This is a genomic window from Rhizobium sp. RU36D (genome assembly GCF_900176345.1).
GTDB lineage: Bacteria > Pseudomonadota > Alphaproteobacteria > Rhizobiales > Rhizobiaceae > Allorhizobium.
The window spans coordinates 127,221-151,657 of sequence record NZ_FWXU01000007.1 but is presented as its reverse complement, the minus strand read 5'-3'; the positions used below and the strand labels follow the sequence as shown (position 1 = coordinate 151,657).

Sequence of the window (24,437 nt, the reverse complement as noted above, 5' to 3'; positions counted from 1 at the left end):
GCGCCCTTTGCCGCGGTCAACGTACCGCCTCAAGCTCTGCCTGCACATCCGAGAGGATGCGGCGGCCTTCCCCACTCTGGATCCGGGCAATGTCGTCCTGATATTTCAGGAGAGTGCCAAGCGTATCCGAAATCGTCTCGGGGTCCAGCGCCAGGCGGTCGAGCTCTGTCAGCGCCGTTGCCCAATCAATGGTTTCCGCAACACCCGGATTCTTGAACAGGTCAAGGGTGCGCAGCTTCTGCACATAGGCAACAACCTGCCGCGACAGCGCCGCATTGCAGCCCGGCACCTTGCGCCTGATGATATCAAGTTCCTGCGCCGCCTGCGGGTAATCCACCCAGTGATACAGGCAGCGTCGCTTCAGCGCGTCATGCACCTCACGCGTCCGGTTGCTGGTGACGATCACGATGGGCGGATGCTCGGCCTTGACTGTTCCAAGTTCGGGAATGGTCACCTGGAAATCCGAGAGAACCTCAAGCAGGAAAGCCTCGAACGCTTCATCTGTGCGGTCGAGTTCGTCTATAAGGAAGACCGGCGCGCGACCGTCCACACTTTCAAGCGCCCGCAGGACCGGTCGGCGGATCAGGTATCGCTGCGAGAAGATGTCATGCTCCATCCGCTCGCGATCGGTCACGCCTGCCGCTTCCGCGAGCCGGATTTCCAACATCTGCGCCGGATAATTCCACTCATAGACAGCTGAGGAGATATCGAGCCCTTCATAACACTGCAGCCGGATCAACGGGCGGTCGAGTGCCTTGGCCAGGACCTTGGCGATCTCCGTCTTGCCCACGCCCGCTTCCCCCTCGAGAAACAGCGGACGCCCCATTTTCAGCGCCAGGAACAGCACGGTCGCCATGGGACGACCGCACAGATAGTCATGGTCGGCAAGCAGCGACACGAGCGCGTCGATCGACGAGGGAAGGCCCTGGTCCGTCAGATGTGACATATTTCCTCCCGTTTTAGAGGGAGCTTATAGCGACCGAAAGCTTCGGTCCAGATAGATCAAGGCCGCATCCGGTGGCCCGAAATGGATGGCCTCCACCTGCCCGAACAGGACGGTATGGGTGGCGGTCACCTTGGCATCGATCACCCGGCAATCGAAGGAGGCGATGGCGTCGCTCAGGACCGGGGCACCGGTCGCCAGATACTGCCAGTCACCCAGCGCGAACCGATCCTCGACGGCCAGACCGCCAAAGCCGGCAAAGGCACTTGCGAGCCCCTGGTGGCGAAGTCCGAGCGTGTTGAGCGCAAACACGCCGCTCTCGAAGAACACCTGGTTGCTGGCATTGCCGTTGTTGAGGCAGGCCAGCACCATCGGCGGGCTGTCGGATACCGAGCACGCTGCCGTGATCGTCACGCCGCGTCGAAGCCCATCCTTCTCCGTCGTGACGATCTGAACATGGCCGGCATAGAGGGCCATGGCATTTCGATAGACTAGTGGATCCATGAAATCGCTGGTCAAGAAACGAATACTCCCGGTCCGACAGGACCGTTTTTCGCAGCCGCCTCGGCAAAACCCCGATTGCCGGACAAACTGCGACGTGATGCGGCGGGTCGCCGCAATATGGCGCTGAGAGATTACCTTTTCCAGAATATGCGGATGGATATTTTCGGGATTGGGCGCAGGTGGCCCGCCATTGCGGTTTGCAAGCCGCAAAGGCTACAATGCCGAGATGATGCGCAACAACGAAAGCCGATGTTGATGAGTTACATAGTCCGCCTTTGCTTGAGCCTCGCTGCTGCCGCCCTACCGGCAACAGCTGACGCCGCCAGCATTGGCCTGGTCGCCCCGAAGACCGGCGCCTACGAGACATTGGGCAAGCAGATGGCCGATGGAGCCATGGCTGCTGCAGCGGATCTGGGGACCGAAATCACCTGGATCGACGAGACTTGCGAACCCGGCAGCGGTCCCGCCATCGCTGAGGCGCTGAAGCAGTCGGGGGTCAAGACAGCCATCGGCTTCCTTTGCAGCGAGTCGCTCGAAGCCTCCCTGCCGCTTCTGCAGCAGGCCGGCATTCCCGCCATTACCATCTCGGTGCGGGCGCCGATCCTCATGGAGGACGCGCTGAAGTTTTCATGGCCATTCTACCGCATGGCCCCGTCGAACGGGGCCGAGGCCGCGAAACTGATCGAGGTCATGCTGCGCGACTGGCCGGGCAGCGCCTTCGCCCTGATCGAGGACGGCACGATCAGGGGTCGCGAACTGGTCGAAGCAATCCGCAACGCGCTTGAGGAACGCGGCATGAAACCGGCCTTTCTCGACACCTACAGGCCCGGGCAGGAGCAGCAGGTGGCACTGGTGCGGCGGCTGAAAAAGGCAGGCGTCACCAAGGTCTTCATCGGCGGCGACCGGAATGACGTGGCCATCATCGCCCGCGACGCCGCCGCCGAAAACATAACGCTGGACCTTCTCGGCGGCGACAGTCTGCATGCCGCCAACCAGCCGATACCGCTGGCAGATGGCGTAAAGGCCGTAACGCTGCCGGCCTACAACACGCAGGCGCCCGCAACGGCGGTCGCGGCCGCCTTGGAAGCAAAGGCGATCATTCCCGAAGGCTATGTCCTGCCCGCCTATGCGGCGACGCAGGTGGCGGCCAAGGCTGTCGCAAACACGGTTTCCGCCGAAGAAAGCCTCAAGACCGAAACCTTCGACACGGTGCTCGGGCCGATTGCCTTCGGTGCCGACCACGAATTGCGCGACAACCCCTATCGCCTGCTGGAATGGCGCGGCACCGTATTTCTGCCGCTGGCCCAGGGCACGCAGTAGCAGCGCCCGATCAGGTTTCGTATGGCCAAAAGGCCTGCGAAAACACGCCGCCATCCACCCAGATGGTTTGTCCCGTCACGAACGACGCGGCATCGCTGGCGAGGAACAGCACAGGTCCGGCGATATCTTCAGGCGTTCCCACCCGCCGAAGCGGCGTCACCTTGCCCCAGGTCGCGGCATAGTCTGGCGCCTCGGCCTTGGTCCGCTCCGTTTCGATCGCGCCCGGAGCGATGCAATTCACGCGGATACCATGCGGGCCGAGCTCCACTGCCGAAACCTTTGTGAACTGCTCGATGCCGCCTTTGGACGCCGTGTAGTCGACCAGCTTGGGGAAGGCGAGCTTGTTGCAGCCGGAACCGAGATTGATGATAGAGCCGCCCTTACCGGCCTCCACCATGCGGCGCGCCGCTTCCTTGGTGTTGAGGAAGCAGCCGGTGAGGTTTGTGGAAATCACATTGTTCCAATCCTCCTCCGAGAGTTCGAGGAGAGGCGACCAGGTCTGCACGCCGGCATTGTTGATAAGCACGTCGGGCGCCTGCCCCGCCCATGCGACAGCGCGATTGAAGAAGGAAAGGATTTCGGACCCCTGGCGCTGGTCGCAGGCAAAGGCTTCCACCTTGGCCCCCCGCCGCCCCAGCGTCATGATCAACTGGTCGGCCTCCAGCGAGTCCTTCAGGAAGGTGAAGGCCACCTGATAACCCGCATCGCAAAGCGATATCACGAGCTGCCGGCCAATTCCCGTGCTGCCGCCGGTGACGATTGCGAACTTGGCCATTCCATCCTCCTGTGTGTTTGTCGCCTCATAGCATCGATTCCCGGATTCGGGCAGTGGCGCCGGCATGGAGTCAGACCATTGGCGGGTAGCCGGCGAGGTTGTGACAGCGCCGTCCCAATGATATGGCAGCCGCGACGAAGAGTTTGGCTTGAGGATTTCGTACCATGACCCGCCCCCTGAAGATCGCCCCCTCCATCCTGGCTGCTGATTTTGCACGGCTGGGACAGGAAGTTTCCGACGTGACCGAGGCCGGCGCCGAATGGGTGCATCTCGATGTGATGGACGGCCATTTCGTGCCCAACATTTCCTTCGGTCCCGCGGTCATCAAGGCCCTGCGTCCGCACACCAAAGCGGTCTTTGACTGCCACCTGATGATCGCCCCGGCCGATCCCTATCTGGCTGCCTTCGCCGATGCCGGCTGCGACATCATCACGGTCCATGCCGAGGCGGGCCCACATCTGCATCGCTCGCTGCAAAGCATCCGCGCGCTTGGCAAGAAGGCCGGCGTATCGCTGAACCCTGCCACCCCGCTCTCGGTCATCGAGCATGTTCTTGATGATCTCGACCTGATCCTGATCATGAGCGTCAACCCCGGCTTCGGCGGTCAGAAATACATTCCCGCGATGACCGAAAAGATTGCCAAGACCAACCTGATGATCGGCAACCGACCGATCGAGCTTGAGGTGGACGGTGGCGTGACGGTCGACACCGCGCCGCATGTGGCCGCGGCCGGCGCCAACGTCCTCGTTGCCGGCTCCGCCATTTTCAAGGGCGCAGGCGTTGACGATTATCGTAAAACGGTCGAAGCTATCAGGGAAGCCGCAGAGGGAGGGCGCCGTTGATCAAGCGCTGGGCGAGGAAATGGGGAGCGATGGCCGCCATGGCGTTGGCGCTCTCAGCCACGTCTGCCCAATCCGCCGACATCGCGGCAATCAGGCCCATCGGCTTTTCCGCGCACGGACGCATCTTCGCCTTTGAAGAATACGGGATCCAGGACGGATCCGGCTTCCCCTATTCCAACATCTTCGCCATCGACACGGAAAAAGACGCCTATCTCGACGGCACCCCGATACGCGTGCGCCTCGATGATGACGGTGCAAGCCTCGGCAAGGCACGAGCCGAGGCTGCGACAGCGGCCTCCGGTCTGCTTGGCTCCTTCGCATTGGAGGATCATCCCGGCAACTTCGTCGCCTTCAACCCGATTTCCGAGGTCAACGCCCAGTCGCACACCCTGCGCTATCTGGTCCATCCCGCCGACCCCGCCGTCGGTGGCGCTTATGGCCTGCGTCTTGAGGAAATCGCCGAGCCCGCACCGCCACAATGCAAGGACATGGTCGCTCAGATCAGGTCTTTCCGGCTGATCCTGACGGCCCGCGAAGGCAAGCCGGCGAACGAGAAGCTTTACCAGGACAAGGCGATACCCAAGAGCCGGAACTGCCCCTCCGGATACCGGCTTGGCGGCGTGATGACCCATGCGCCGACGACCGGCGGCAAAACCATTCACATGGCTCTCGTTATGGTGCTGAGCATCGGCTTCGAGGGACGTGACGGCCGATGGATCGCGGTTCCGCTTCGCCCATGAGGTCGCCAGCACCTGTAACCGTCGCCACACCAGGTCGAGACATCAGATCGCGCCTGCGCCGCATGCGGCCTCCCACCGGCCAGTGGCTCCTTGGTGGAGTGACCTGGGGCCTGGCGATGGCCGTCTCCATCCTGCTCTCCCTGGCCCTGGAGCAACGCCTGTCGCAGGCCGGCCTGCCGTTGCTGCTCGGGCTCTATTTTGCCGGCGGTCTGCTCAGCTGGGTGGTAGCGCTGCCTCTGGCGCGTTTTATGGGACTTGGCAGCCCTGTCGAGACCCGTTTCGCGGTGGCCTTGCTGCTGCTGACACTCGGTTCGGCGGCGTCCACGGCGTTCCTGTTTGCCCTTCAATACCGCATGTTCTACGCGCAGTGGCACCAGCCATTCGGCACGACAATCTGGATGTTCCAGTTTGTGTTCACATCCGCTTCCGCCGTCTACCAGTTCGGCGTGCTCGGATTGCGCCTGCTGATGCCCTTCGGCTTTCTGCTGCTGCTGGTGGCAAGCATCATCCTGACACGGCTCATCCGTTGAGATTGCCGGCCGTCTTTGCTAAAGCGGCGCCATCCCCTGTGATCGAAGACATCAAGCCTTAAAAGAAACCAAGCGTTCAAAGAAAGCCTCGCCCATGATCCCGCGCTATTCCCGGCCCGAAATGGTCGCCATCTGGTCTCCCGAAACCAAGTTTCGCATCTGGTTCGAGATCGAGGCCCATGCCTGCGATGCGCTGGCGGAACTCGGCGTAATCCCTAGAGAATCCGCACGCACCATCTGGGAAAAAGGCGGCGCTGCCGAGTTCAACGTCGCCCGGATCGACGAAATCGAGGCCGTGACCAAGCATGATGTCATCGCATTCCTTACCCATCTTGCCGAGTTTATCGGTCCGGACAGCCGTTTCGTCCACCAGGGCATGACGTCGTCAGACGTGCTCGACACGACGTTCAACATCCAGCTGGTTCGCGCCGCCGACATTCTCCTGGCCGACATGGACCGGGTCCTGGCGGCGCTGAAGACCCGTGCCTTCGAACACAAGGATACCGTCCGCATTGGCCGCAGCCACGGCATCCATGCCGAGCCCACCACCATGGGCCTGACCTTTGCCCGCTTCTATGCGGAAATGCAGCGCAACCGGGCACGGCTCGTCGCAGCCCGTGCGGAGGTCGCGACCGGTGCCATTTCAGGCGCTGTTGGCACATTTGCCAATATCGATCCTTATGTGGAAGAGCATGTCTGCGCCAAGCTCGGCCTGGTGCCCGAACCCGTCTCGACCCAGGTCATCCCACGCGACCGCCACGCGATGTTCTTCGCAACGCTTGGCGTGATTGCCTCGTCCATCGAGAACGTGGCGATCGAAATCCGCCACATGCAGCGCACCGAAGTGCTGGAAGCGGAAGAGTTCTTTTCGCCGGGGCAGAAGGGCTCCTCGGCCATGCCGCACAAGCGCAATCCGGTGCTGACGGAAAACCTGACGGGTCTTGCCCGGCTGGTGCGCATGTCGGTCGTCCCGGCGCTGGAGAACGTGGCGCTGTGGCACGAGCGGGATATCAGCCATTCCAGCGTCGAACGCGCCATCGGTCCCGATACCACGGTCACCCTCGACTTTGCCCTGAACCGCCTTGCCGGCGTCATCGAAAAGCTGGTGATCTATCCCGAGAACATGTTGAAGAACATGAACAAGTTCAAGGGCCTGGTCATGAGCCAACGCGTCCTGCTGGCCCTGACCCAGGCCGGTGTTTCCCGCGAGGATAGCTATCGTCTCGTCCAGCGAAATGCGATGAAGGTCTGGGAAAAGGGCGCCGACTTCCTTGAGGAACTGCTCGGCGACGCAGAGGTCCGCGCGGCGCTCTCCGAAGAGGAGATCCGCGAGAAGTTCGACCTCGGCTACCACACCAAGCATGTGGACACGATCTTTAAGCGCGTGTTCGGCTGATCCGAGATAGCGCTTCACCACAATGGACGCCGCCGGCCTTCCCGGCGGCGTCTTTCGTTTGGCATCCGGTCACCTCGCTGGTCGGGCCACGAGCTTCCGGTAAAGATGCCATGTCGCATGGCCGAGGATCGGCATCGTCACGATCAAGCCGACCATCAGCGGTATGAAGCCGATCGTGAGCATGGCCGCCACGATCAGTCCCCACAACGCGATCGGGCCGGGATTGGCCATGGTCGCGCGTACCGATGTCTCTATGGCGCAGGCCGCACCGCAATCACGCTCCAGCATCATCGGAAACGCAATCACGGTGCAGGCGAGAACGACGACGGCGAAACAGAAACCGGCCAGCATGCCCTGGAACACCATGGACCAGCCCGCCTCGGTCGACAGGAGATCACCCATAAATGCACCTACGGATGTCGGCGGGGCCTCACCGAAATGCGCCGTGTAGATCCCTTGGGCCGTCACCATCCAGAGAACGAACACGATGGCGAGCATCACGCCCAAAGCCAGCATGGATGGAAGAGCCGGCGAGTGCCTCAGTGCCCAGATATCCCGCCCCTGCGTGCCAAGACCCCGCTCACGCCGGCGGCTGATTTCGTAGAGACCGATGGCGGCAAAAGGGCCTATCAGCGCAAAACCCGAGGCCAGCGGAAACAGCAATGGCAGCAGTTCGGCGCCCGCCGCCCAGGCCATCAGCAGGATCCCGACGACGGGGTAGATCATTGCCAGGAACACGTAGTGCGATGGTTTCTCGTTGAAATCCCGCGCACCGGCTTTCAGCGCGTCGAACACATCGGCAACACCGATACGTCGCACCGCCGGCCGGGAATAGTCACTGTGCGGGCCAGACCAGACATGAAATTGCGTCATTGTTCACTCCTCCAGTTTCACTTCATGTGACACCGGGCCGGCGAACGACGGGCTCTGCGCCGACGCTCACTGAACAACCGGCATTGGTCTTTCTAGCACATTTCCGGCCATTTGTACCGCCAAACCCTTGACAGGCCGGCGGTGGCGGCACACATGCGCGTGATCATGAAAGCCTCAGAAACCGACATCCTGATCATCCCCGGCTACACCAATTCCGGCCCCGACCACTGGCAGACCCGGTGGGAGGCGAAGCTGTCGACGGCAAGACGGGTCGAGCAACGCGAATGGTCCAAACCCGTGCGGGAAGACTGGGTCGACGCAGTCGCCGAAGCAGTGAACCAGTCGACACGTCCCGTCGTGTTGGTTGCCCATTCGCTGGGGGTGCCGGCTGCCATCCATGCCGTGCCGAAATTCCGCAAACCGATCGCCGGTGCCTTCCTTGTCGCTCCGCCCGACGTTGCAAACCCGGCCATACGCCCGAAGCACCTGATGACCTTCGGCCCCTACCCGCGCGATCCGCTGCCCTTTCCTTCGGTCACCGTCGCAAGCCGCAACGATCCCTTCGGTGCCTATGAACATGCCGACGAGATGGCCAATGCCTGGGGGTCGCTGCTGATCGATGCGGGCGAGTCGGGCCACCTCAACGCCGAGTCCGGTCATGGACCCTGGCCGGAAGGAACCATGGTGTTCGCGCAGTTCTTGGGCCGCCTCAAGGGTTGAGCCTGCGCAGACCGGTATGCACCGTTTAGTGCTCGCAGCCATGCAACGCACCCTTTTCGCGACAATCCGGCAAAACCAATTAAGCGGTCTTTAAGGGGACGTCGGCATTGTCTTGAGAGAGGCAACGCGAGCGTCAACAGAAGATATGGTGCGTCAAGACCAGCGGCGGCGGCAGAGCAATAGCGGGCAGGCTCCTGCCTGGCCCGCAGACATGCTCGATGCACTGCCTTTCGCTGCCGCAATCCTTAACGCCGATGGCATCGTGCTCGCCGCCAATCCCCGGTTTCTTGCAGAATTCCGGCTCCCATACCCCACCTCGTCGGTGGTTGAAGCGCTTTGCGACGACGATCGCCCGGCCTTCTCGTCAAGACTGATCTCGGCCCTGGTCAGTGATGACGTTGGCGACACCGTGGATGTCCGGCTGGCCGATGATGAGCAGCAAGAACGATGGTTCAGGATCGGCATGCGACGCCTCGGCGCCCATTTGGGTCCAGGCCAGACCACGGTATTGCTTCAGGCGACGGATGTAAGCTCGCTCATCGCGGAACTGAACGAGGTTACGGACCGCGAAAACCGCTGGAATGCCGCACTGGTCAGCGCTGCCTCAGGCGTCTGGGATCATAACATCGTCACCAACGCGATGAGCTATTCCGAGGTATGGTACAAGATCCGTGGCCTGACGCCCGGCGATCCCATCCCCCTGTCAACAGAGGAATGGCTGGAATACCTGCATCCGGAGGACAAGAAGCGCATACCCCATTGCATCGAACGGCAGCTGGCCGGCGACCCGGACTACGCCGTGTTCGAGTATCGCGAACGTCACAAGGATGGCCACTGGGTATGGATCGAATGCCGGGGCGCCTGCGTCGAGTGGGATGCCCAGGGCAATCCCGTGCGCATGATCGGCACCGACACCGATGTCACGCAGCGTAAGAGAGCCGAGGAAATGGTCGCGCAAATGTCCCGGCGCCTGGAATTGGCGCTGGAGACATCCAATATCGGGATTTTCGAGGCAGACCTGGAAAATCTGTCCGTCTATTGGGACGACAGGTCGATGCAGCTCTACGGCCTGGATGGTCCGGCCCGTGAACTGCCCAACGGCACCTGGCAAAGCCTGGTGCACCCCGAAGACCTGGCCCTGGCGGAATCTCACACCGAAATCGCCATTGCGCAGGGGCAGAACCTCACCAACCAGTTCCGGATCTTCCGGCGCAATGACGGCGCCGTGCGTTATCTGCGATCCCGCGCCACAACCTTCACAGACAATGAGGGCCGGCGCAAACTGATCGGCGTCACCTGGGATGTCTCCGAGGATGTCTATCTGCACCAGGCCCTCGACCACGCCAAAAAACAGGCGGAGGCGCATAACCGCGAGTTGGAAAGCGCAAAGGCACGCATCGAGCATATCGCTCTGCACGATCATCTGACCGGCCTTCCCAACAGGCGTTACCTGGACGAGATGCTGGACAAGCTCGCTGCCGAGTGCATACGCGATGGCAACGGCTTGGCCGTCCTGCATATCGACCTCGACCGCTTCAAGCAGATCAATGACACGCTTGGCCACGGTGCCGGCGACATGATGCTCAAGCATGCTGCTGGCATCCTGAAATCCAATGTTCGTGCCCGTGACTTCGTCGCCCGGATCGGCGGTGACGAGTTCGTGTTCCTGGCGCGCTTCGACGGAGCGCAACAGCGCCTGGCAGACCTGGCGGACAGGATCATCAACGCCATGCGCCAGCCTGTCACCTTCGAGGGCAACGACGTGCGCTTCGGGGCCAGCATCGGGATCGCCCATGCCACGGGGCCCGATATCAACGCCCGGCAGATCTTGCTGAACGCCGATATCGCTCTCTACAACGCCAAGAACCGCGGCCGGAACCGCCACGAATTCTTCTCACGCGACACCCATAACCGTATGATCGCGGCGAAACGTCTTTCGGATGAGCTGTTGTGCGGCCTGGAACGGGGCGAATTCGTTCCCCACTATCAATTCCAGTTTCATGCCCGCAGCCTTGATCTTGCCGGCGCAGAAACCTTGGCGCGCTGGCACCATCCCACGCGCGGCATACTGACGCCCGACAAATTCCTGGCCATCGCCGAAGACCTTGATGTGGTGTCGGAAATCGACGCCATGATCCTGGAAAAATCCCTGGCCGACTTTGCCCGCTGGAAGACGAGCGGCCTCGGCGTCCCCAAGGTGTCGGTAAATGTCTCTTCAAGCCGGTTGCACGATCCTATCCTGCGGCGAAAACTTGCCAGCCTCTCCTTCGAGCCCGGTACCTTGTCGTTCGAACTGCTGGAGTCGATCTTCCTGGACAAGCATGACGACCAGGTGCTCGAGAACCTCAACCACCTGCGGGAGCTCGGAATCGATATCGAAATCGATGATTTCGGCACCGGCCATGCCTCGATCGTGAGCCTTCTCAGATTGAACCCGAGCACGCTCAAGATCGACCGCGAATTGGTGCAGAAGATTCCGGTTTCGCTGGAGCAACGCAAGCTGGTCGGCTCGATCATCGAGATCGGCCATTCCCTCGGCATCAAGGTAGTGGCGGAGGGGGTCGAGACACCCGATCACGTCCGGGTCTTGCAATCGCTCGGCTGCGATATGCTGCAGGGCTACGGCCTATCCAGGTCCATGGAGTTTTCGGCCACGGAGGCCTTCATTCGCGCCGGCAGCTGGCGAGGCGCTGGGCTGGGCGGATCCGTTACGGCGGTCTAGCGCCGGACTGTAGTTGCCCCGATTTAGGCGAGAGGGCCGCGCGGCGGACAGGTCCTCGCGCAGCCCAAATTCTCGGTTGAACGACGTCAGCCCTTCTGCACCTGCGAGGCGGCTTCGTCGAGCAATTCGATCATCTTGGCGCGGATCACCTCGTCCGTGACCGATACACCGGCGGCATCGAGGTCGCCCTTGATCTTGCGGAAAACGTCTTCGTGGCCGGCTTCCTCGAAATCGGAGGCCACGACTTCCTTCGCATAGGCTTCCGCATCGGCCTTGCCCAGAAGACCGGCTGCCCACAGGCCGAGCAGCTTGTTGCGACGTGCCTCTGCCTTGAACTTGAGGTCCTGGTCATGGGCGAACTTGTTTTCAAATGCTTTTTCGCGATCGCTGATGCCGCTCATCGGTGTCTCCCGTTATCTAGCCCAACTACGATGGTTCGCATCCCATTAAGCAAAAGGCTGTAAAAAGTACAATGACAGTTTGCTGATTCTGTGCGTGATTACGCTTTGGACGAATTCCAGGGAAGGAACAACAGGCGCATTGTGAATTCGGGCGTTTTCCGATATGGGACCGCTTCAATGATCGATCCACGCGTCCGCAATGGGACGCCAACTACAGAGAAAACCCGCTATGAACCGTCGCCGCCGCGTTTACGAAGGCAAGGCCAAGATCCTGTATGAGGGACCTGAGCCAGGCACGCTGATCCAATTCTTCAAGGACGACGCCACCGCGTTCAACAAGAAGAAGCACGATGTCATCGACGGCAAGGGCGTGCTGAACAACCGCATCTCCGAATATGTCTTCACCCACCTGAACAAGATCGGCATCCCCACCCACTTCATCCGCCGCCTCAACATGCGCGAGCAGTTGATCAAGGAAGTGGAGATGATCCCGCTTGAGGTAGTTGTGCGCAATGTCGCGGCAGGCTCCCTGTCCAAGCGGCTCGGCATCGAGGAAGGCGTGGTTTTGCCACGCTCGATCATCGAGTTCTATTTCAAGTCCGACGCCTTGAACGACCCGATGGTCTCCGAAGAGCACATCACTGCCTTTGGTTGGGCAAACCCGGCCGAGCTTGACGACATCATGGCGCTCGCCATCCGCGTCAACGACTTCCTGTCCGGCCTTTTCCTCGGCATCGGCATCCAGCTCGTTGACTTCAAGATCGAATGCGGCCGCCTCTACGAAGGCGACATGATGCGCATCATCCTTGCCGATGAAATCTCGCCCGACAGCTGCCGTCTCTGGGATATCGAGACCAAGGAGAAGCTGGATAAGGACCGCTTCCGCCAGGACCTCGGTGGCCTTCTTGAGGCCTACCAGGAGGTAGCGCGTCGCCTCGGGATCATCAACGAGAACGAACCGATCCGCGGCACCGGCCCGGTTCTCGTCAAGTAAGTCGGCACAGCCAAGTAGCTATTCGGAGAAAGCCAGTGATCAAGGCACGCGTAACCGTCACGTTGAAGAACGGCGTTCTGGACCCGCAGGGTAAGGCCATCGAAGGCGCCTTGTCGGGCCTAGGCTTTGAAGGTGTCGGCCATGTCAGGCAGGGCAAGGTCTTCGATCTGGAACTCGAAGGCTCCGACACCGCCAAGGCCGAGGCAGACCTGAAGGCGATGTGCGAGAAGCTGTTGGCGAATACGGTGATCGAGAACTATACTATCTCCATCGCCTAGGGGTTGAGGAGGTCGTTGTGGCCGAAGTGACGAATGAGCTGATGTACGAGCTTCTCAAGAAGCTCAACCAACGTTTCGACAAAGTCGACTTCGCAATCAGTGAGCTTCGGGCCGACAACCAGACCCTTCGCGGGCAATTGCATGTCTTGCAGGGTGATGTGAACAACCTCCGAACTACGGTCGTGCATATAGAGAACCGCCTCGACCGCATAGAGCATCGCCTGGAGCTGAGGGAGCTCCAGGAAGCGCAAGCGAAGTTCGAGCCTCACCCCTGACAACATCCGGGCATCCCGTGACGACCACGTCCGACACCGACCTTTCCAAGTTCATGAGCTATATCCTGCGGCATGCTCCTGAGGAACTTGGGCTTGCCCTGGATGATGCCGGCTGGACCGACTATGACGTTTTCAGCCAGCGCGTCTGCGAACGCATTGGCGTCACCGACGATGACATCATCAGGGTCATCTCAACGAATTCCAAGAAACGCTTCACCCTTGACGGTTCGCGCATCCGCGCGGCACAGGGCCATAGCGTCGGCGTGGATCTTGCCGCACAAGTGGCTGCGGCAACGGATGTCCTTTATCACGGAACAACCGCTGAGGCTTGGGCATCGATCCAAACCGCAGGACTGAAGCCGATGGACCGCACCCATGTGCATCTCTCCGCGGATCTCGAAACCGCCCGCCAGGTGGCCGGGCGCCGCAAGGGGCCTCATGTCCTGTTGATGGTGCCGGCACGGCAGATGGAGGCGAAAGGTTATTCTTTCCTTCGTGCGGACAATGGCGTATGGCTCACCGCAAATGTCCCGGCGGACTTCCTTTCCATCGTTTCGGAGATTGCCTGATGAAATCGGCCGTCGTTCAGCTTCCAGGTCTCAACCGCGATCGCGACATGATCGCGGCGCTCACCAAGATTTCTGGCCGGGCGCCTGTGACCGTCTGGCAGACCGAGACGGAACTGCCTGCGGACCTGGACCTGGTGGTGATCCCCGGCGGCTTCTCCTATGGTGACTATCTGCGCTGCGGTGCCATTGCTGCTCGCATGCCGGTGATGCAGGCCATCAAGGCGGCCGCAGACAAAGGCATCAAGGTGCTGGGCGTCTGCAATGGATTCCAGATTCTGGTCGAGGCGGGCATGCTGCCCGGCGTCCTCATGCGCAACGCCTCCCTGCGCTTCGTCTGCCGTGAAGTGCGGCTCGAAGTCGTCAATGCGGATACCGATTTCAGCCGGGTCTATGAAAATGGCCAGGTCATCCGCTGCCCGGTCGCCCATCACGACGGCAACTTCTTCGCCGACGCCGAAACCCTTGCTTCCATCGAGGGCAACGGCCAGGTGGTGTTCCGCTATGCCGACGGCACCAATCCGAACGGCTCGATCAACGATATCGCCGGTATAATCAATGCCAAGGGCAATGTGCTGGGCATGATGCCGCATCCGGAAAACCTCATTGAGGCGGCCCATGGCGGCAATGACGGCCGTGGCATCTTTGCCTCTGCCCTGGAAGTTGTTGCGGCGGCCTGAGCCGCGCAAGGATTCCCTTTCATCGCGAAACACTCTATGACCCGCTATCATTAACGGGAATCACGTCATGCGCCGCGCCATTATTTCAGTTCTCCTCATGGCCTCGGCCCTTGGCGGTTGCCAGTCGGAAGCGCCCGTGACATCAGGCCCGTCAGCGCTTGATATCATGGAACGGGTGGCGGTTTCCGCCAACAACTGCTGGATCAAGTCAGGCGATCCCGCTTTTAAGTCCTACAGCATGGCACCTGAACTGAACTCCTTCACGGGACGACCGCGCATTCTGCTGGTGCGTCGCCAGAGCAAGGATATCAGGCCTTTGCTGGTGGTCCAGGCCCAGGGTAAGCCGGCAAAGCTGGAGGCCTTCGGCCCCATGATGGCAGAACCGATCAAGGCGCGGATCTCCACCGACGTCGTCAGATGGTCCAGGGGTGACCGGTCCTGCTGAGACCGGACCTGCCAGAGCGCGTGGATTTTACCACACTTGCGAATTTACATGTTCAGCCTATGGACGCGACGCATCGGTCGCTATAGGAATCCGAGTCATATCGGACCTTAATGGTTCGTGAACGTGACGATGGAGCACATGCTGATTCTGCTGGGGGCACGATCGGCATCATGGGGACTGAGGCAACATGAAGTCTGCGATCAATGGCATACGTAGCGCGGCACTTGCCGCATTGGTTGTCGCATCAGGAGCGGTTTCGGCTGAAAGCGCTGATCTGACGCCGCCGCCCTCGCCGCCCGCCTCTCCTTTTACTCCCATGACCACGCCGAAGAAATTTCTCGATGAAGTGCGCATCGGCGTCTCCGGCTCCATCCAGTCATCGAATACATTCGAGTCAGGCGCCTTCCCGTCGGCTACTCTGTTCTTCGATCCCTTTGACCGCGCGAATGCCCAGACCTGGACGGAAATCTTCCTGCGGCCGCGTATCCATGCAGGTGCGATCATCTCCACGGACGGCAATGCCGACCAGGTATTCGCCGGCTTCACCTGGACGGTCGACGTCACCGACAAAATCTTTGTTGATGCGAGCTTCGGCGGCGCCTGGAACAATGCCAACGACACGAACTTCGGTCGTGGCCCGCATGTCGGCTGCAATGTCCTGTTCCACGAAGCCTTAGGCCTCGGCTACAAGATCACCGACAACTGGCGTGTGCTGGCGACTGTTGAACATTCGTCGAATGCCGACCTGTGTGACGCCAATGACGGCCTCAGCTATGCTGGCATTGCCGTCGGCTACAAGTTCTGAACATCGCCGGTCAAGGCGCCTGTTTTGGAGCAATTGTGCAGACTGAGCGAACCTGCTTCTGTCTGACATTGTGTGACGGAAAAGGCTGACCGCATGTCTGGTTATGCCGCAGATGCCGGACATGCTCCGGAGCACAAACACGCGCACCGTTTCTAAAAACAGATAATCCGGCGCGGCCGGTTGGGTGGCAGCGCCGGATCAACATCCAACCAGTTTGGCTGGATGTAATTTACTTGAACGGAAACTGAGCCTTGCGCGCTTCGATCATCGCCTGAGAGCGCGAGACACCGATATCGCGCAACTGCGAATCGTTGAGGTCCCGCAGCGCCAGCCGGCTGGAACGCTTCGTATTCCATGCGGACATCGCCCGAAACACGCGCGACAGAAGGCTCCGCTTCCGATCATCGACAGGCGCCGCGTCGACCATGTCACCATTGTCCCGGAACAGGAACTCGCGCTGGTATCCATCTGGATAAATTGTATCGATTGTGTTAAGATATTGGTCCATCTTCCGCATATTGCACCTATTGCCTCTCTAGTTGGGTGACAATCCTGTAACATTGACATCGCGACGGTATCAATGTAGATAATTGTCATGATGACAAATTGGCTACCTGACTTAAAAACGGGCGATGGCCCCATTTACATCCGCCTCGCGGACCAGATGGAGACCGCCATCTCCGAGGGCATATTGCCGGCGGGCTCAAAGCTGCCGCCGCAGCGCAATCTCGCCTATGATCTGGGGGTGACAATCGGCACAATAAGCCGTGCCTATGCCTTGATGCATGAGCGCGGCCTTGTCAGCGGCGAGGTCGGACGCGGCACCTATGTGCTCGGGCGCACCGACCCGCACCTCAATCCATCCGCGGGCATAGAGGTTAGCCCCTATGCCATGGGCGGAACCAGGCCGGTGACGCCGCCGGATGGCAAGATCCGGTTTGACAGCACGGCGGCGCCTGATGTCGGACAAGGCCAGCTTCTGGAAAAGCATATTTCGGCGATCCTGAAGGACCATCCGCTCGACATTGCCAGCTACACACGGACCTTTCCGGAGCATTGGTTCGAGGCGGGGGCGCGTTGGCTTGCCTGCGGAAACTGGCATCCGTTCGCCGAAAATGTTGTGCCGACACTCGGCGCCCATGCCGGCGTGATGGCTGTGATCAGCGCCCTCACCGCGCCTGGCGACCGGATCATCTTCGAACACCACACCTATTCGCAGATCAGTCGCAGCGCCGGCCTGGCCGGCCGCAGGACGACTCTGGTTGATTCCGATGCGGACGGGATCCTGCCGGATGATTTCGAACGGGTTTGCGCGCAGCAGCATCCGAAGATGGCGTTCATCATGTCATCGGCGCAGAATCCGACGCTGGCCACGCTGCCGGTGGAGCGCCGGAAGGCCATCGTCGACATTGCGCGCAGGTACAATGTCTGGCTGGTGGAGGACAATCTCTACGGTGCCATGTCCCACAACGCCATTCCGCTCCTGGCGGAACTGGGGCCGGAGCGGACATTTCTGGTCGGCGGCCTGTCCAAGGCGGTCGCGGCCGGCGTGCGCGGCGGCTGGGTCGCCTGCCCGCCGCATTTCTCCCAGCGAGTTCGCATCGCCCATCGAATGATGACCGGCGGAATTCCCTTCCTCCTGGCCGAACTCTGCGCCCGCCTGGTCGTCAGTGGCGACGCGGCAGAGATCAGCGCCCGCTGCGCGCAGGAAATTCGCGAGCGCGAGAAGATCGTGACCGAGCACCTAACCGGCTACGATTATCGATCTTCGCCAGAAATTCCCTTCCTCTGGCTGAAATTACCCGAGCCCTGGCTCTCCGGCACCTACAAGAATGCAGCCTATACTGACGGCGTGCTGATTGATGACGAGGACGAATTCAAGGCAGGCCGGTCGGAAAAGACCACGCACCGGATCCGCATCAGCTTTTCGGCGCCGCAGACACGCGCCGAGGTGCTGAGCGGCATGAGGACGCTGCGCCATCTCCTGGAAAACGGCTCGGCGGGCTATGACAGCATTGCCTGACGGGGCGATCCAATAGCGATTTCCCCGACTATGTTCCGGGACGAGGCCGATTCTAGGGCATGTCGCGCAAAAGTGTGCAGCGGTTTTGCGATCACGACATGCTGAAAAACAAGAGACTGAAGCGTGGCAAGCGAATCTGAAAGATCGCGGCGCGCTTTAGTGATTTTTCCTGTCGCGCGCCTTTTGCACTTGCGCTAAAGAGACCGCGAAGCCCGGCCTGTCGAGCGGCAAGGGCCAAATCCAGGAACCGCCATGACCATCCCGAACACCATTGCGATCACGCCGGAACTCATCGCCAGCCATGGCCTTAAGCCCGACGAATATCAGCGGATTCTGGACCTGATCGGGCGCGAACCGACCTTCACGGAACTCGGCATCTTCTCGGCGATGTGGAACGAGCACTGCTCCTACAAGTCGTCGAAGCGCTGGCTGCGCACCCTGCCGACCAAGGGACCGCGGGTCATCCAGGGTCCTGGCGAAAACGCCGGCGTGGTGGACATCGACGACGGCGACTGCGTCGTCTTCAAGATGGAAAGCCACAATCACCCCTCCTATATCGAGCCATACCAGGGCGCTGCGACCGGTGTCGGCGGCATCCTGCGCGACGTCTTTACCATGGGGGCACGGCCGATCGCCGCCATGAACGCGCTGCGCTTCGGCGCGCCTGACCATCCCAAGACCCGCCACCTCGTCTCAGGCGTCGTGTCCGGCGTTGGCGGCTATGGCAATTCCTTCGGCGTTCCGACAGTCGGTGGCGAAGTCGAGTTCGACGAGCGCTACAACGGCAATATCCTGGTCAACGCCTTTGCCGCCGGCTTGGCCAAATCCAACGCCATCTTCTACTCGAAGGCCGAAGGTGTCGGCCTGCCCGTCGTCTATCTCGGCGCCAAGACCGGCCGCGACGGCGTGGGCGGAGCGACCATGGCCTCGGCCGAGTTCGATGAGCAGATCGAGGAAAAGCGTCCGACCGTGCAGGTCGGCGACCCCTTCACCGAAAAATGTCTGCTGGAAGCCTGCCTTGAACTGATGCAAACCGGCGCGGTCATCGCCATCCAGGACATGGGCGCGGCCGGCCTCACCTGCTCCGCCGTTGAAATGGGCGCCAAGGGCGATCTCGGCATTGAGCTCGACCTGGACAAGGTTCCCGTGCGCGAGGAGCGCATGACGGCTTACGAAATGATGCTGTCGGAAAGCCAGGAGCGCATGCTCATGGTTCTCGAGCCCTCGAAGGAAGAGGTCGCCAAGGCGATTTTCATCAAATGGGGCCTGGATTTCGCCATCGTCGGCAAGACCACGGATGACCTGCGCTTCCGCATCCTGCACCAGGGCGAGGAAGTGGCCAACCTGCCGATCAAGGAACTGGGCGACCAAGCGCCGGAATATGACCGCCCGTGGCGCGAATCCGCCAAGCGCGCGCCCCTGCCCGCCAATCTCGTGGCGGAACCCTCCGACTACACCGATGCTCTGCTGAAACTCGTCGGTTCGCCGAACCAGTCCAGCCGCCGCTGGGTCTATGAGCAATACGACACCTGGATCCAGGGGAATTCCCTGCAACTGCCGGGCGGCGATGCCGGCGTCGTGCGTGTCGATGGCAATCCGAGAAAGGCGCTGGCCTTCTCCTCCGACGTCACGCCGCGCTATGTGGAAGCGGACCCGTTTGAGGGCGGCAAGCAGGCCGTGGCCGAATGCTGGCGCAACATCACCGCAACCGGCGCAGAGCCGCTGGCGGCGACCGACAACCTGAATTTCGGCAACCCGGAAAAGCCTGAGATCATGGGGCAATTGGTCAATGCGATCAAAGGCATTGGCGAGGCCTGCCGCGCGCTGGATTTCCCGATCGTCTCCGGCAATGTCTCGCTCTACAACGAAACAAACGGCGTGGCGATCCTGCCTACCCCGACCATTGCCGGCGTCGGCCTGCTGCCCGATTGGTCCCGCATGGTGCGCATCGGCAGCGCCAAGCAGGGCGACCATCTGATCCTGATCGGGGGCGACGGCACCCATCTCGGCAGCTCCGTCTATCTGCGCGACATCATTGGCCAGATCGACGGCCCGCCGCCGGAAGTCGATCTCTTTGCCGAGCGCCGCAATGGTGATTTCGTCCGCTCCGCGATCCGCAACGGCCAAGTCACGGCCTGCCACGACATTTCTTCCGGCGGCCTTGCGATCGCGCTGGCCGAAATGGCCATGGCATCGGCCAAGGGCATAAAGGTCAGCCTCAAGGATGCCAAGGGCCAGAGCCATGCTTTGCTGTTCGGCGAGGACCAGGCCCGTTACGTGCTGGCCGTTCCGGCCGATCTGGCAAGCTATGTCTGCGCCAATGCAGAAGGCGCCGGCGTGCCCTTCCGTCAGCTCGGAACCGTCGAAGGCGACGCGCTTGTGATCGACGAACTCGTCTCAGTGTCGGTTGACCGATTGCGCTCCGCCCATGAATCGTGGTTCCCTGAATTCATGGAGGGGCCAGCGCCCCGCCATGTGGCAGCGCAGTAAAAGGAAATCCGTCATGGCCATGAAACCCGGCGAAATCGAAGATCTGATCAAGGCAGGCATTCCCGGCGCCAAGGTCGTCATCCGCGACCTCGCAGGCGACGGCGATCACTATGCCGCCGAGGTCGTGGCCGAGGCATTTCGCGGCAAGACCCGCGTGCAGCAGCACCAGATGGTCTATGATGCGCTGAAGGGCAATATGGGCGGCGTGTTGCACGCGCTGGCCCTGCAGACTAGCGCACCGCCGCAGTCCTGATCGGGGCTACGGGACGTTTTGCCAATCGCTAGAGGGGAGCAAGTTCGGTATGGCCAATCTGGTAAATGAGCTTGTGACCGGCGTGGTGGAAAGCGTCATCAAGGAAATCCTCAAGAAGACTACCGGCAAGCGCAGCACCACCAAGCGTCGCAAGCGCCAGCAAACACGCTCAGCGACCACAGGCCGCTTCGTCCGAAAGAAGGCGACGTCCACCACGCGCAAGCCGGCCAAGCGCCAGCAGAGCCGCCGCCGGACGGCCCGCGCCCGCAGCAGGCAGCGCAGCCGATAGTCGATCTGTGTCGCAATATCCGCACGCCCGGGTTTTTTAATTTCGCGGCTGGAATTCGCGGCCACTCATGGTATTTAAGGTTTAAAGGTATAGCAGCGGGCCTTTACCCCGCATGTGAAAGGATATCCCATGAGCGCCAATGATTTCATCGCAAACGAAGTGAAGAGCAACGACGTCGTTCTGTTCATGAAGGGCACCCCGCAGTTTCCGCAGTGCGGTTTCTCCGGACAGGTGGTGCAGATCCTTGATTATCTTGGCGTCGACTACAAGGGCATCAACGTGCTGGCCGATAGCGAACTGCGGCAGGGCATCAAGGATTTCTCGAACTGGCCGACGATCCCCCAGCTCTACGTGAAGGGCGAATTCATCGGCGGCTGCGACATCGTCCGCGAAATGTTCCAGGCCGGCGAATTGCAGGGCCATCTTGAACAGCAGGGCATCGCCGTTCGCGGCGCCGCCTGATCTCCTCCGGCATCCCGGAAGAAAATTCGGTTTATTTTTCAAGGCGCTGTGCCGAACAGCGCCTTGAGTCTGTTTTGAGGCAGGAATTCATGAACAGTTCATTGGACGACCGCCCAGCGGCCCTGAAGGGCATGGGCAGAACGCAATTCATTGCCATGATGGCAATGCTCATGGCGCTGAACGCGCTGGCAATCGATATCATGCTACCGGGTCTCCAGGAGATCGGCAGTGCACTCAACGTCGAAAACGAAAACCATCGTCAGTATGTCGTCTCGGCCTATCTGATCGGCTTCGGCATCGCACAGCTCTTCTATGGCCCGATAGCCGACCGCTTTGGACGGCGCATGCCCATGCTCGTCGGCCTTGGCATCTATGTCGTCTCGTCCATGGCCGTGCTTTTGGTCCCGAGCTTCGAATCACTGCTGGTGCTGCGCTTCATCCAGGGCATCGGCTCCGCCGCCACCCGCGTGATTACCGTGTCGATCGTTCGCGACGTCTATGGCGGCCGCAAGATGGCGGAGGTCATGTCCCTGATCATGATGGTCTTCATGGTGGTACCGGTCGTGGCTCCCGGCAGCGGCCAGGTTATCATGATGTTCGGCGACTGGCACTGGATCTTTGTCTTCATGGCCGTCTCAGCGCTGATCGTCGGGCTTTGGATGTATATCAAGCTCCCCGAAACGCTGCATGCGGAGGATGTTCGTCCGCTGTCGGCCGCGTCGATCTTTGGAGGCTTCCGGATCGTGCTCACCAACCGCGTGGCGCTCTGTTACACGATTGCCAGCACCTTCATCTTCGGGGCGCTGTTCGGCTTCATCAACTCGGCACAGCAGGTCTATGTCGGCATCTACCAGCTCGGCGTCTATTTCCCGGTCGCCTTCGCGGGTGTGGCGCTGTTCATGGCCCTGTCGTCCTTCGTCAATGCCCAGTTGGTTGGCCGCTTCGGCATGCGCAGGCTGTCCCACGGCTCGCTGCTCGGCTTCATCGCCATCACCTTCATCTGGCTGCTGGCCCAGTTGCTGGGACCGCAGCCGATGCCGTTCTTCCTGTTCTTCACCTTCTTCGCCCTGGCCATGTTCCAGTTCGGCTGGATCGGGTCGAACTTTAACTCGCTGGCCATGGAGCCGCTCGGTCACGTCGCAGGAACCGCCTCTTCGGTTCTCGGCTTCATGGGCACGGTCGGCGGATCGATCATCGGCGCCGGCATCGGCCAGGCCTATGACGGAACGGCATTGCCCATGGTCGCAGGCTATTTCGTTGTCTCGATCATCGGCCTGGTTTTCGTGCTGATCGGCGAGAAGGGCAAGCTGTTCCGCCAGCAGAACCCGGCAGTCTGAGCGTCGGACAGCAGATATAGAAAAGGCCGCGAAGCACCTGCTCCGCGGCCTTTTTTTCATGCGTTGTGGCTGGGGCTCAGACGGTGAAGATCTTCTCGCGAAGCTCGGTCCAGGCATCCTTATCGGAGGCAATCAGCAGACCACCATCCACGTGGTGCGGCAAATAGGGCGTGCCGTCAAAGCGGGCGGCATAGGCACCGGATTCCGTTGATATCAGCGTGCCGGCCAGGTGATCCCAGGGCATCAGCTTGTTGTACATCAGGAAATGCAGGTGCCCGGCCGCAAAGGCGCGGTATTCATGGGCCGCGCAACGATAGCTGGTAAATAGCCTGACATCGGCGAGATTGTTCAGAAGCCGCCGGCGCGTCTCCAGCTCGAAGTAACCGGTATTGGCAATTCCAACCATCTGGGCCAGAGGGACAGACGGCGAGACCTGCATCTGCGTCTGGGCGCCATCGACGCTGCAGAGCCAGGCACCGGAGCCCTTTTCGGCAATCAGCCAGTCATTGCCCATGGGGTCATAGATGATGCCGGCGACCGTCTCACCTGCGGAAACGACGCTGATCATCACGCCGAACAGAGGCAGGCCGGAGGCGAAGTTGAAGGTTCCGTCGATCGGATCGACAACCACCGCCAGCGGCGCATCGGCCAGCCGTCCCAGCAAGCCGGGGTCAGCAGCCACGGATTCCTCACCAACGAACAGCGCGTCCGGCATCGCCTCCTTCAGCCGCGCGGCGATCAGCCGTTCCGCGGCCTCGTCCGCCTCGGTCACGAGATCGATGGCCTCCGTCTTGATCCTGACGTCGCCATCCCCGAGATTGCGGAAGCGCGGTAGGATTTCCGTCGCCGCGGCCTCCTGCAACAGGTTGGCCAGCAGGGAAATATCGATGTCTGCCATCGTCAGTCTTCCTTGGAATGTGCCATCAGGCCGGCAAAGTCGAACAGCCTGGGGTCGAGGAGGTGGGAAGGGTTCACATGGGCAAGCGCCCGCAGCATGGTGTCCTTGCGGCCCGGCATGCGCGTTTCGATATCCGCCAGCATGGCCTTCATCGCATTGCGCTGCAAGCCATCCTGCGAGCCGCAGAGATCGCAGGGAATGATCGGAAAGGCCATGGCAGCGGCAAATTTGGCAAGGTCGTCCTCGGCCGCATAGGCCAGCGGACGCAGCACCATCAGGTCGCCCTCGTCATTCAGCAGTTTTGCTGGCATCCCGGCAAGCCGGCCGCCATGGAAGAAATTCATGAAGAAGGTTTCGAGAATGTCTTCCCGGTGATGCCCGAGCACCAGCGCGTCGCAGCCCTCCTCCCGCGCTATGCGGTAGAGATTGCCACGCCGAAGCCGCGAACAGAGCGAGCAGTAGGTAGCGCCTTCCGGCACCTTTTCCTTCACGATGGAATAGGTGTCGCGATACTCGATGCGATGCTTCACGCCGATGGATGCGAGATAGTCCGGCAGAATGTGTTTTGGGAAATTCGGCTGGCCCTGATCCAGGTTGCAGGCGATAAGCTCGACCGGCAGCAAGCCCCGCCATTTCAGGTCCATCAACAGGGCGAGCAGGCCGTAACTGTCCTTGCCGCCGGAGACGCCGATCAGCCAGCGCCGCTGGCCTTTCAGCATATCGAAATCGTCAATGGCCTGCCGAACCTGCCGCAACAGCCGCTTGCGCAGCTTGTTGAACGAGACAGAACGTGGCGCATCGGCGAAAAGCGGGTGGCGCGCCTCGTCTTCGTCCGTCACGGTCGTTTCGGCCGCGTCCTGATCGATCATGTCGAGT

28 protein-coding genes are annotated in these 24,437 nt (G+C 61.0%); 20 read left to right on the top strand and 8 right to left on the bottom strand.

Features of this window, described 5'->3' with window-relative positions; genetic code table 11:
* Window positions 1-16: 16 nt before the first annotated feature.
* Window positions 17-946, bottom strand: coding sequence for an AAA family ATPase (locus B9A97_RS11185; RefSeq protein ID WP_084365404.1), 930 nt, complete (start codon window positions 944-946; stop codon window positions 17-19).
* Between the two features lie 24 nt (window positions 947-970).
* Window positions 971-1,447, bottom strand: a complete 477-nt coding sequence (locus B9A97_RS11180) for a flavin reductase (protein ID WP_244564195.1) — start codon at window positions 1,445-1,447, stop codon at window positions 971-973.
* A 255-nt stretch (window positions 1,448-1,702) separates the two neighbouring features.
* On the opposite strand from B9A97_RS11180, the gene B9A97_RS11175 reads away from it, so the two are divergent.
* Window positions 1,703-2,767, top strand: a complete 1,065-nt coding sequence (locus tag B9A97_RS11175; RefSeq protein WP_244564186.1) for a branched-chain amino acid ABC transporter substrate-binding protein — start codon at window positions 1,703-1,705, stop codon at window positions 2,765-2,767.
* A gap of 10 nt (window positions 2,768-2,777) precedes the next feature.
* On the opposite strand, the gene B9A97_RS11170 is transcribed toward B9A97_RS11175, so the two are convergent.
* Window positions 2,778-3,542 carry an SDR family NAD(P)-dependent oxidoreductase gene (locus tag B9A97_RS11170; RefSeq protein ID WP_084365401.1) on the bottom strand — a complete coding sequence of 255 codons (765 nt, stop codon included), beginning with the start codon at window positions 3,540-3,542 and terminating at the stop codon, window positions 2,778-2,780.
* A 164-nt stretch (window positions 3,543-3,706) separates the two neighbouring features.
* Between B9A97_RS11170 and rpe the strand changes: the two genes are divergently transcribed.
* From rpe to purB, 4 genes are all read left to right on the top strand, one after another.
* Entirely contained in the window at window positions 3,707-4,384 is a 678-nt protein-coding gene (rpe, locus tag B9A97_RS11165; RefSeq protein WP_084365400.1) for a ribulose-phosphate 3-epimerase, read from the top strand.
* The gene (locus B9A97_RS11160; RefSeq protein WP_244564185.1) at window positions 4,381-5,124 is read left to right on the top strand and encodes a DUF2259 domain-containing protein; all 744 of its coding nucleotides are present in this window, start codon (window positions 4,381-4,383) and stop codon (window positions 5,122-5,124) included. The genes rpe and B9A97_RS11160 overlap by 4 nt, the downstream gene beginning before the upstream one ends.
* A 116-nt stretch (window positions 5,125-5,240) precedes the next feature.
* Entirely contained in the window at window positions 5,241-5,654 is a 414-nt protein-coding gene (locus B9A97_RS11155) for a hypothetical protein (protein ID WP_084365398.1), read from the top strand.
* Between the two features lie 94 nt (window positions 5,655-5,748).
* Complete coding sequence (purB, locus tag B9A97_RS11150) at window positions 5,749-7,050, top strand: adenylosuccinate lyase (protein WP_084365397.1); 1,302 nt, start codon at window positions 5,749-5,751, stop codon at window positions 7,048-7,050.
* A gap of 69 nt (window positions 7,051-7,119) precedes the next feature.
* Here purB and B9A97_RS11145 read toward each other — a convergent pair whose 3' ends face one another.
* Entirely contained in the window at window positions 7,120-7,923 is an 804-nt protein-coding gene (locus B9A97_RS11145) for a DUF2189 domain-containing protein (protein ID WP_084365396.1), read from the bottom strand.
* A 165-nt stretch (window positions 7,924-8,088) separates the two neighbouring features.
* Here B9A97_RS11145 and B9A97_RS11140 point away from each other — a divergent pair, with 165 nt between their 5' ends.
* Window positions 8,089-8,643: an RBBP9/YdeN family alpha/beta hydrolase gene (locus B9A97_RS11140; protein ID WP_084365541.1), complete on the top strand. Its 555-nt coding sequence runs from the start codon at window positions 8,089-8,091 to the stop codon at window positions 8,641-8,643.
* Window positions 8,644-8,854: 211 nt separating this feature from the next.
* On the top strand, window positions 8,855-11,365 hold the full coding sequence (locus B9A97_RS11135) for an EAL domain-containing protein (RefSeq protein WP_084365540.1): 2,511 nt from the start codon (window positions 8,855-8,857) through the stop codon (window positions 11,363-11,365).
* 86 nt (window positions 11,366-11,451) lie between these two features.
* Here the strand turns inward: B9A97_RS11135 and B9A97_RS11130 are convergent, their stop codons facing one another.
* Window positions 11,452-11,766, bottom strand: coding sequence for a DUF1476 domain-containing protein (locus B9A97_RS11130; protein ID WP_084365395.1), 315 nt, complete (start codon window positions 11,764-11,766; stop codon window positions 11,452-11,454).
* Between the two features lie 229 nt (window positions 11,767-11,995).
* On the opposite strand from B9A97_RS11130, the gene purC reads away from it, so the two are divergent.
* The 7 genes from purC (at window position 11,996) to B9A97_RS11095 (ending at window position 15,809) form a co-directional block, all read left to right on the top strand.
* The gene (gene purC / locus B9A97_RS11125) at window positions 11,996-12,760 is read left to right on the top strand and encodes a phosphoribosylaminoimidazolesuccinocarboxamide synthase (RefSeq protein WP_084365394.1); all 765 of its coding nucleotides are present in this window, start codon (window positions 11,996-11,998) and stop codon (window positions 12,758-12,760) included.
* Between the two features lie 35 nt (window positions 12,761-12,795).
* Window positions 12,796-13,038 carry a phosphoribosylformylglycinamidine synthase subunit PurS gene (gene purS, locus B9A97_RS11120; protein WP_084365393.1) on the top strand — a complete coding sequence of 81 codons (243 nt, stop codon included), beginning with the start codon at window positions 12,796-12,798 and terminating at the stop codon, window positions 13,036-13,038.
* A 17-nt stretch (window positions 13,039-13,055) separates the two neighbouring features.
* Window positions 13,056-13,313, top strand: coding sequence for a hypothetical protein (locus B9A97_RS11115; RefSeq protein ID WP_084365392.1), 258 nt, complete (start codon window positions 13,056-13,058; stop codon window positions 13,311-13,313).
* A 17-nt stretch (window positions 13,314-13,330) separates the two neighbouring features.
* A complete protein-coding gene (locus B9A97_RS11110) occupies window positions 13,331-13,882 on the top strand; it encodes an RNA 2'-phosphotransferase (RefSeq protein WP_280164079.1) in 552 nt (183 codons plus the stop codon).
* Window positions 13,882-14,559: a phosphoribosylformylglycinamidine synthase subunit PurQ gene (gene purQ, locus B9A97_RS11105; protein WP_084365391.1), complete on the top strand. Its 678-nt coding sequence runs from the start codon at window positions 13,882-13,884 to the stop codon at window positions 14,557-14,559. Before B9A97_RS11110 ends, purQ begins: the two co-directional genes overlap by 1 nt.
* Window positions 14,560-14,626: 67 nt before the next feature.
* Window positions 14,627-15,004, top strand: a complete 378-nt coding sequence (locus B9A97_RS11100; protein ID WP_084365390.1) for a hypothetical protein — start codon at window positions 14,627-14,629, stop codon at window positions 15,002-15,004.
* A gap of 187 nt (window positions 15,005-15,191) precedes the next feature.
* Window positions 15,192-15,809, top strand: coding sequence for an acyloxyacyl hydrolase (locus B9A97_RS11095; RefSeq protein ID WP_244564184.1), 618 nt, complete (start codon window positions 15,192-15,194; stop codon window positions 15,807-15,809).
* 229 nt (window positions 15,810-16,038) lie between these two features.
* Here B9A97_RS11095 and B9A97_RS11090 read toward each other — a convergent pair whose 3' ends face one another.
* On the bottom strand, window positions 16,039-16,317 hold the full coding sequence (locus B9A97_RS11090) for a DUF1127 domain-containing protein (protein WP_348532393.1): 279 nt from the start codon (window positions 16,315-16,317) through the stop codon (window positions 16,039-16,041).
* A gap of 90 nt (window positions 16,318-16,407) precedes the next feature.
* Between B9A97_RS11090 and B9A97_RS11085 the strand changes: the two genes are divergently transcribed.
* The 6 genes from B9A97_RS11085 (at window position 16,408) to B9A97_RS11060 (ending at window position 22,663) form a co-directional block, all read left to right on the top strand.
* Window positions 16,408-17,832: an aminotransferase-like domain-containing protein gene (locus B9A97_RS11085; RefSeq protein WP_084365537.1), complete on the top strand. Its 1,425-nt coding sequence runs from the start codon at window positions 16,408-16,410 to the stop codon at window positions 17,830-17,832.
* A gap of 252 nt (window positions 17,833-18,084) precedes the next feature.
* Window positions 18,085-20,322 (top strand): phosphoribosylformylglycinamidine synthase subunit PurL, encoded by a 2,238-nt coding sequence (gene purL / locus B9A97_RS11080; RefSeq protein ID WP_084365388.1) that lies wholly within the window; start codon window positions 18,085-18,087, stop codon window positions 20,320-20,322.
* 13 nt (window positions 20,323-20,335) lie between these two features.
* Window positions 20,336-20,575 carry a BolA/IbaG family iron-sulfur metabolism protein gene (locus B9A97_RS11075; RefSeq protein ID WP_084365387.1) on the top strand — a complete coding sequence of 80 codons (240 nt, stop codon included), beginning with the start codon at window positions 20,336-20,338 and terminating at the stop codon, window positions 20,573-20,575.
* 49 nt (window positions 20,576-20,624) lie between these two features.
* Entirely contained in the window at window positions 20,625-20,864 is a 240-nt protein-coding gene (locus B9A97_RS11070) for a hypothetical protein (RefSeq protein ID WP_084365386.1), read from the top strand.
* A 129-nt stretch (window positions 20,865-20,993) separates the two neighbouring features.
* Window positions 20,994-21,326: a Grx4 family monothiol glutaredoxin gene (gene grxD, locus B9A97_RS11065; RefSeq protein WP_084365385.1), complete on the top strand. Its 333-nt coding sequence runs from the start codon at window positions 20,994-20,996 to the stop codon at window positions 21,324-21,326.
* A gap of 131 nt (window positions 21,327-21,457) precedes the next feature.
* On the top strand, window positions 21,458-22,663 hold the full coding sequence (locus B9A97_RS11060) for a multidrug effflux MFS transporter (protein ID WP_084365536.1): 1,206 nt from the start codon (window positions 21,458-21,460) through the stop codon (window positions 22,661-22,663).
* Between the two features lie 76 nt (window positions 22,664-22,739).
* On the opposite strand, the gene B9A97_RS11055 is transcribed toward B9A97_RS11060, so the two are convergent.
* Window positions 22,740-23,561: an inositol monophosphatase family protein gene (locus tag B9A97_RS11055; RefSeq protein ID WP_084365384.1), complete on the bottom strand. Its 822-nt coding sequence runs from the start codon at window positions 23,559-23,561 to the stop codon at window positions 22,740-22,742.
* A gap of 2 nt (window positions 23,562-23,563) precedes the next feature.
* The gene (gene ttcA, locus B9A97_RS11050) at window positions 23,564-24,430 is read right to left on the bottom strand and encodes a tRNA 2-thiocytidine(32) synthetase TtcA (RefSeq protein WP_084365535.1); all 867 of its coding nucleotides are present in this window, start codon (window positions 24,428-24,430) and stop codon (window positions 23,564-23,566) included.
* Between the last annotated feature and the right edge of the window lie 7 nt (window positions 24,431-24,437).

Coding starts and splice junctions, on each gene's coding strand:
- B9A97_RS11185 (WP_084365404.1), bottom strand. CDS start 946: ATGTCACATCTGACGGACCAGGGCCTTCCCTCGTCGATCGACGCGCTC.
- B9A97_RS11180 (WP_244564195.1), bottom strand. CDS start 1,447: ATGGATCCACTAGTCTATCGAAATGCCATGGCCCTCTATGCCGGCCAT.
- B9A97_RS11175 (WP_244564186.1), top strand. CDS start 1,703: ATGAGTTACATAGTCCGCCTTTGCTTGAGCCTCGCTGCTGCCGCCCTA.
- B9A97_RS11170 (WP_084365401.1), bottom strand. CDS start 3,542: ATGGCCAAGTTCGCAATCGTCACCGGCGGCAGCACGGGAATTGGCCGG.
- rpe (WP_084365400.1), top strand. CDS start 3,707: ATGACCCGCCCCCTGAAGATCGCCCCCTCCATCCTGGCTGCTGATTTT.
- B9A97_RS11155 (WP_084365398.1), top strand. CDS start 5,241: ATGGCCGTCTCCATCCTGCTCTCCCTGGCCCTGGAGCAACGCCTGTCG.
- purB (WP_084365397.1), top strand. CDS start 5,749: ATGATCCCGCGCTATTCCCGGCCCGAAATGGTCGCCATCTGGTCTCCC.
- B9A97_RS11145 (WP_084365396.1), bottom strand. CDS start 7,923: ATGACGCAATTTCATGTCTGGTCTGGCCCGCACAGTGACTATTCCCGG.
- B9A97_RS11140 (WP_084365541.1), top strand. CDS start 8,089: ATGAAAGCCTCAGAAACCGACATCCTGATCATCCCCGGCTACACCAAT.
- B9A97_RS11135 (WP_084365540.1), top strand. CDS start 8,855: ATGCTCGATGCACTGCCTTTCGCTGCCGCAATCCTTAACGCCGATGGC.
- B9A97_RS11130 (WP_084365395.1), bottom strand. CDS start 11,766: ATGAGCGGCATCAGCGATCGCGAAAAAGCATTTGAAAACAAGTTCGCC.
- purC (WP_084365394.1), top strand. CDS start 11,996: ATGAACCGTCGCCGCCGCGTTTACGAAGGCAAGGCCAAGATCCTGTAT.
- purQ (WP_084365391.1), top strand. CDS start 13,882: ATGAAATCGGCCGTCGTTCAGCTTCCAGGTCTCAACCGCGATCGCGAC.
- B9A97_RS11100 (WP_084365390.1), top strand. CDS start 14,627: ATGCGCCGCGCCATTATTTCAGTTCTCCTCATGGCCTCGGCCCTTGGC.
- B9A97_RS11095 (WP_244564184.1), top strand. CDS start 15,192: ATGAAGTCTGCGATCAATGGCATACGTAGCGCGGCACTTGCCGCATTG.
- B9A97_RS11090 (WP_348532393.1), bottom strand. CDS start 16,317: ATGGACCAATATCTTAACACAATCGATACAATTTATCCAGATGGATAC.
- B9A97_RS11085 (WP_084365537.1), top strand. CDS start 16,408: ATGACAAATTGGCTACCTGACTTAAAAACGGGCGATGGCCCCATTTAC.
- purL (WP_084365388.1), top strand. CDS start 18,085: ATGACCATCCCGAACACCATTGCGATCACGCCGGAACTCATCGCCAGC.
- B9A97_RS11075 (WP_084365387.1), top strand. CDS start 20,336: ATGGCCATGAAACCCGGCGAAATCGAAGATCTGATCAAGGCAGGCATT.
- B9A97_RS11070 (WP_084365386.1), top strand. CDS start 20,625: ATGGCCAATCTGGTAAATGAGCTTGTGACCGGCGTGGTGGAAAGCGTC.
- grxD (WP_084365385.1), top strand. CDS start 20,994: ATGAGCGCCAATGATTTCATCGCAAACGAAGTGAAGAGCAACGACGTC.
- B9A97_RS11060 (WP_084365536.1), top strand. CDS start 21,458: ATGGGCAGAACGCAATTCATTGCCATGATGGCAATGCTCATGGCGCTG.
- B9A97_RS11055 (WP_084365384.1), bottom strand. CDS start 23,561: ATGGCAGACATCGATATTTCCCTGCTGGCCAACCTGTTGCAGGAGGCC.
- ttcA (WP_084365535.1), bottom strand. CDS start 24,430: ATGATCGATCAGGACGCGGCCGAAACGACCGTGACGGACGAAGACGAG.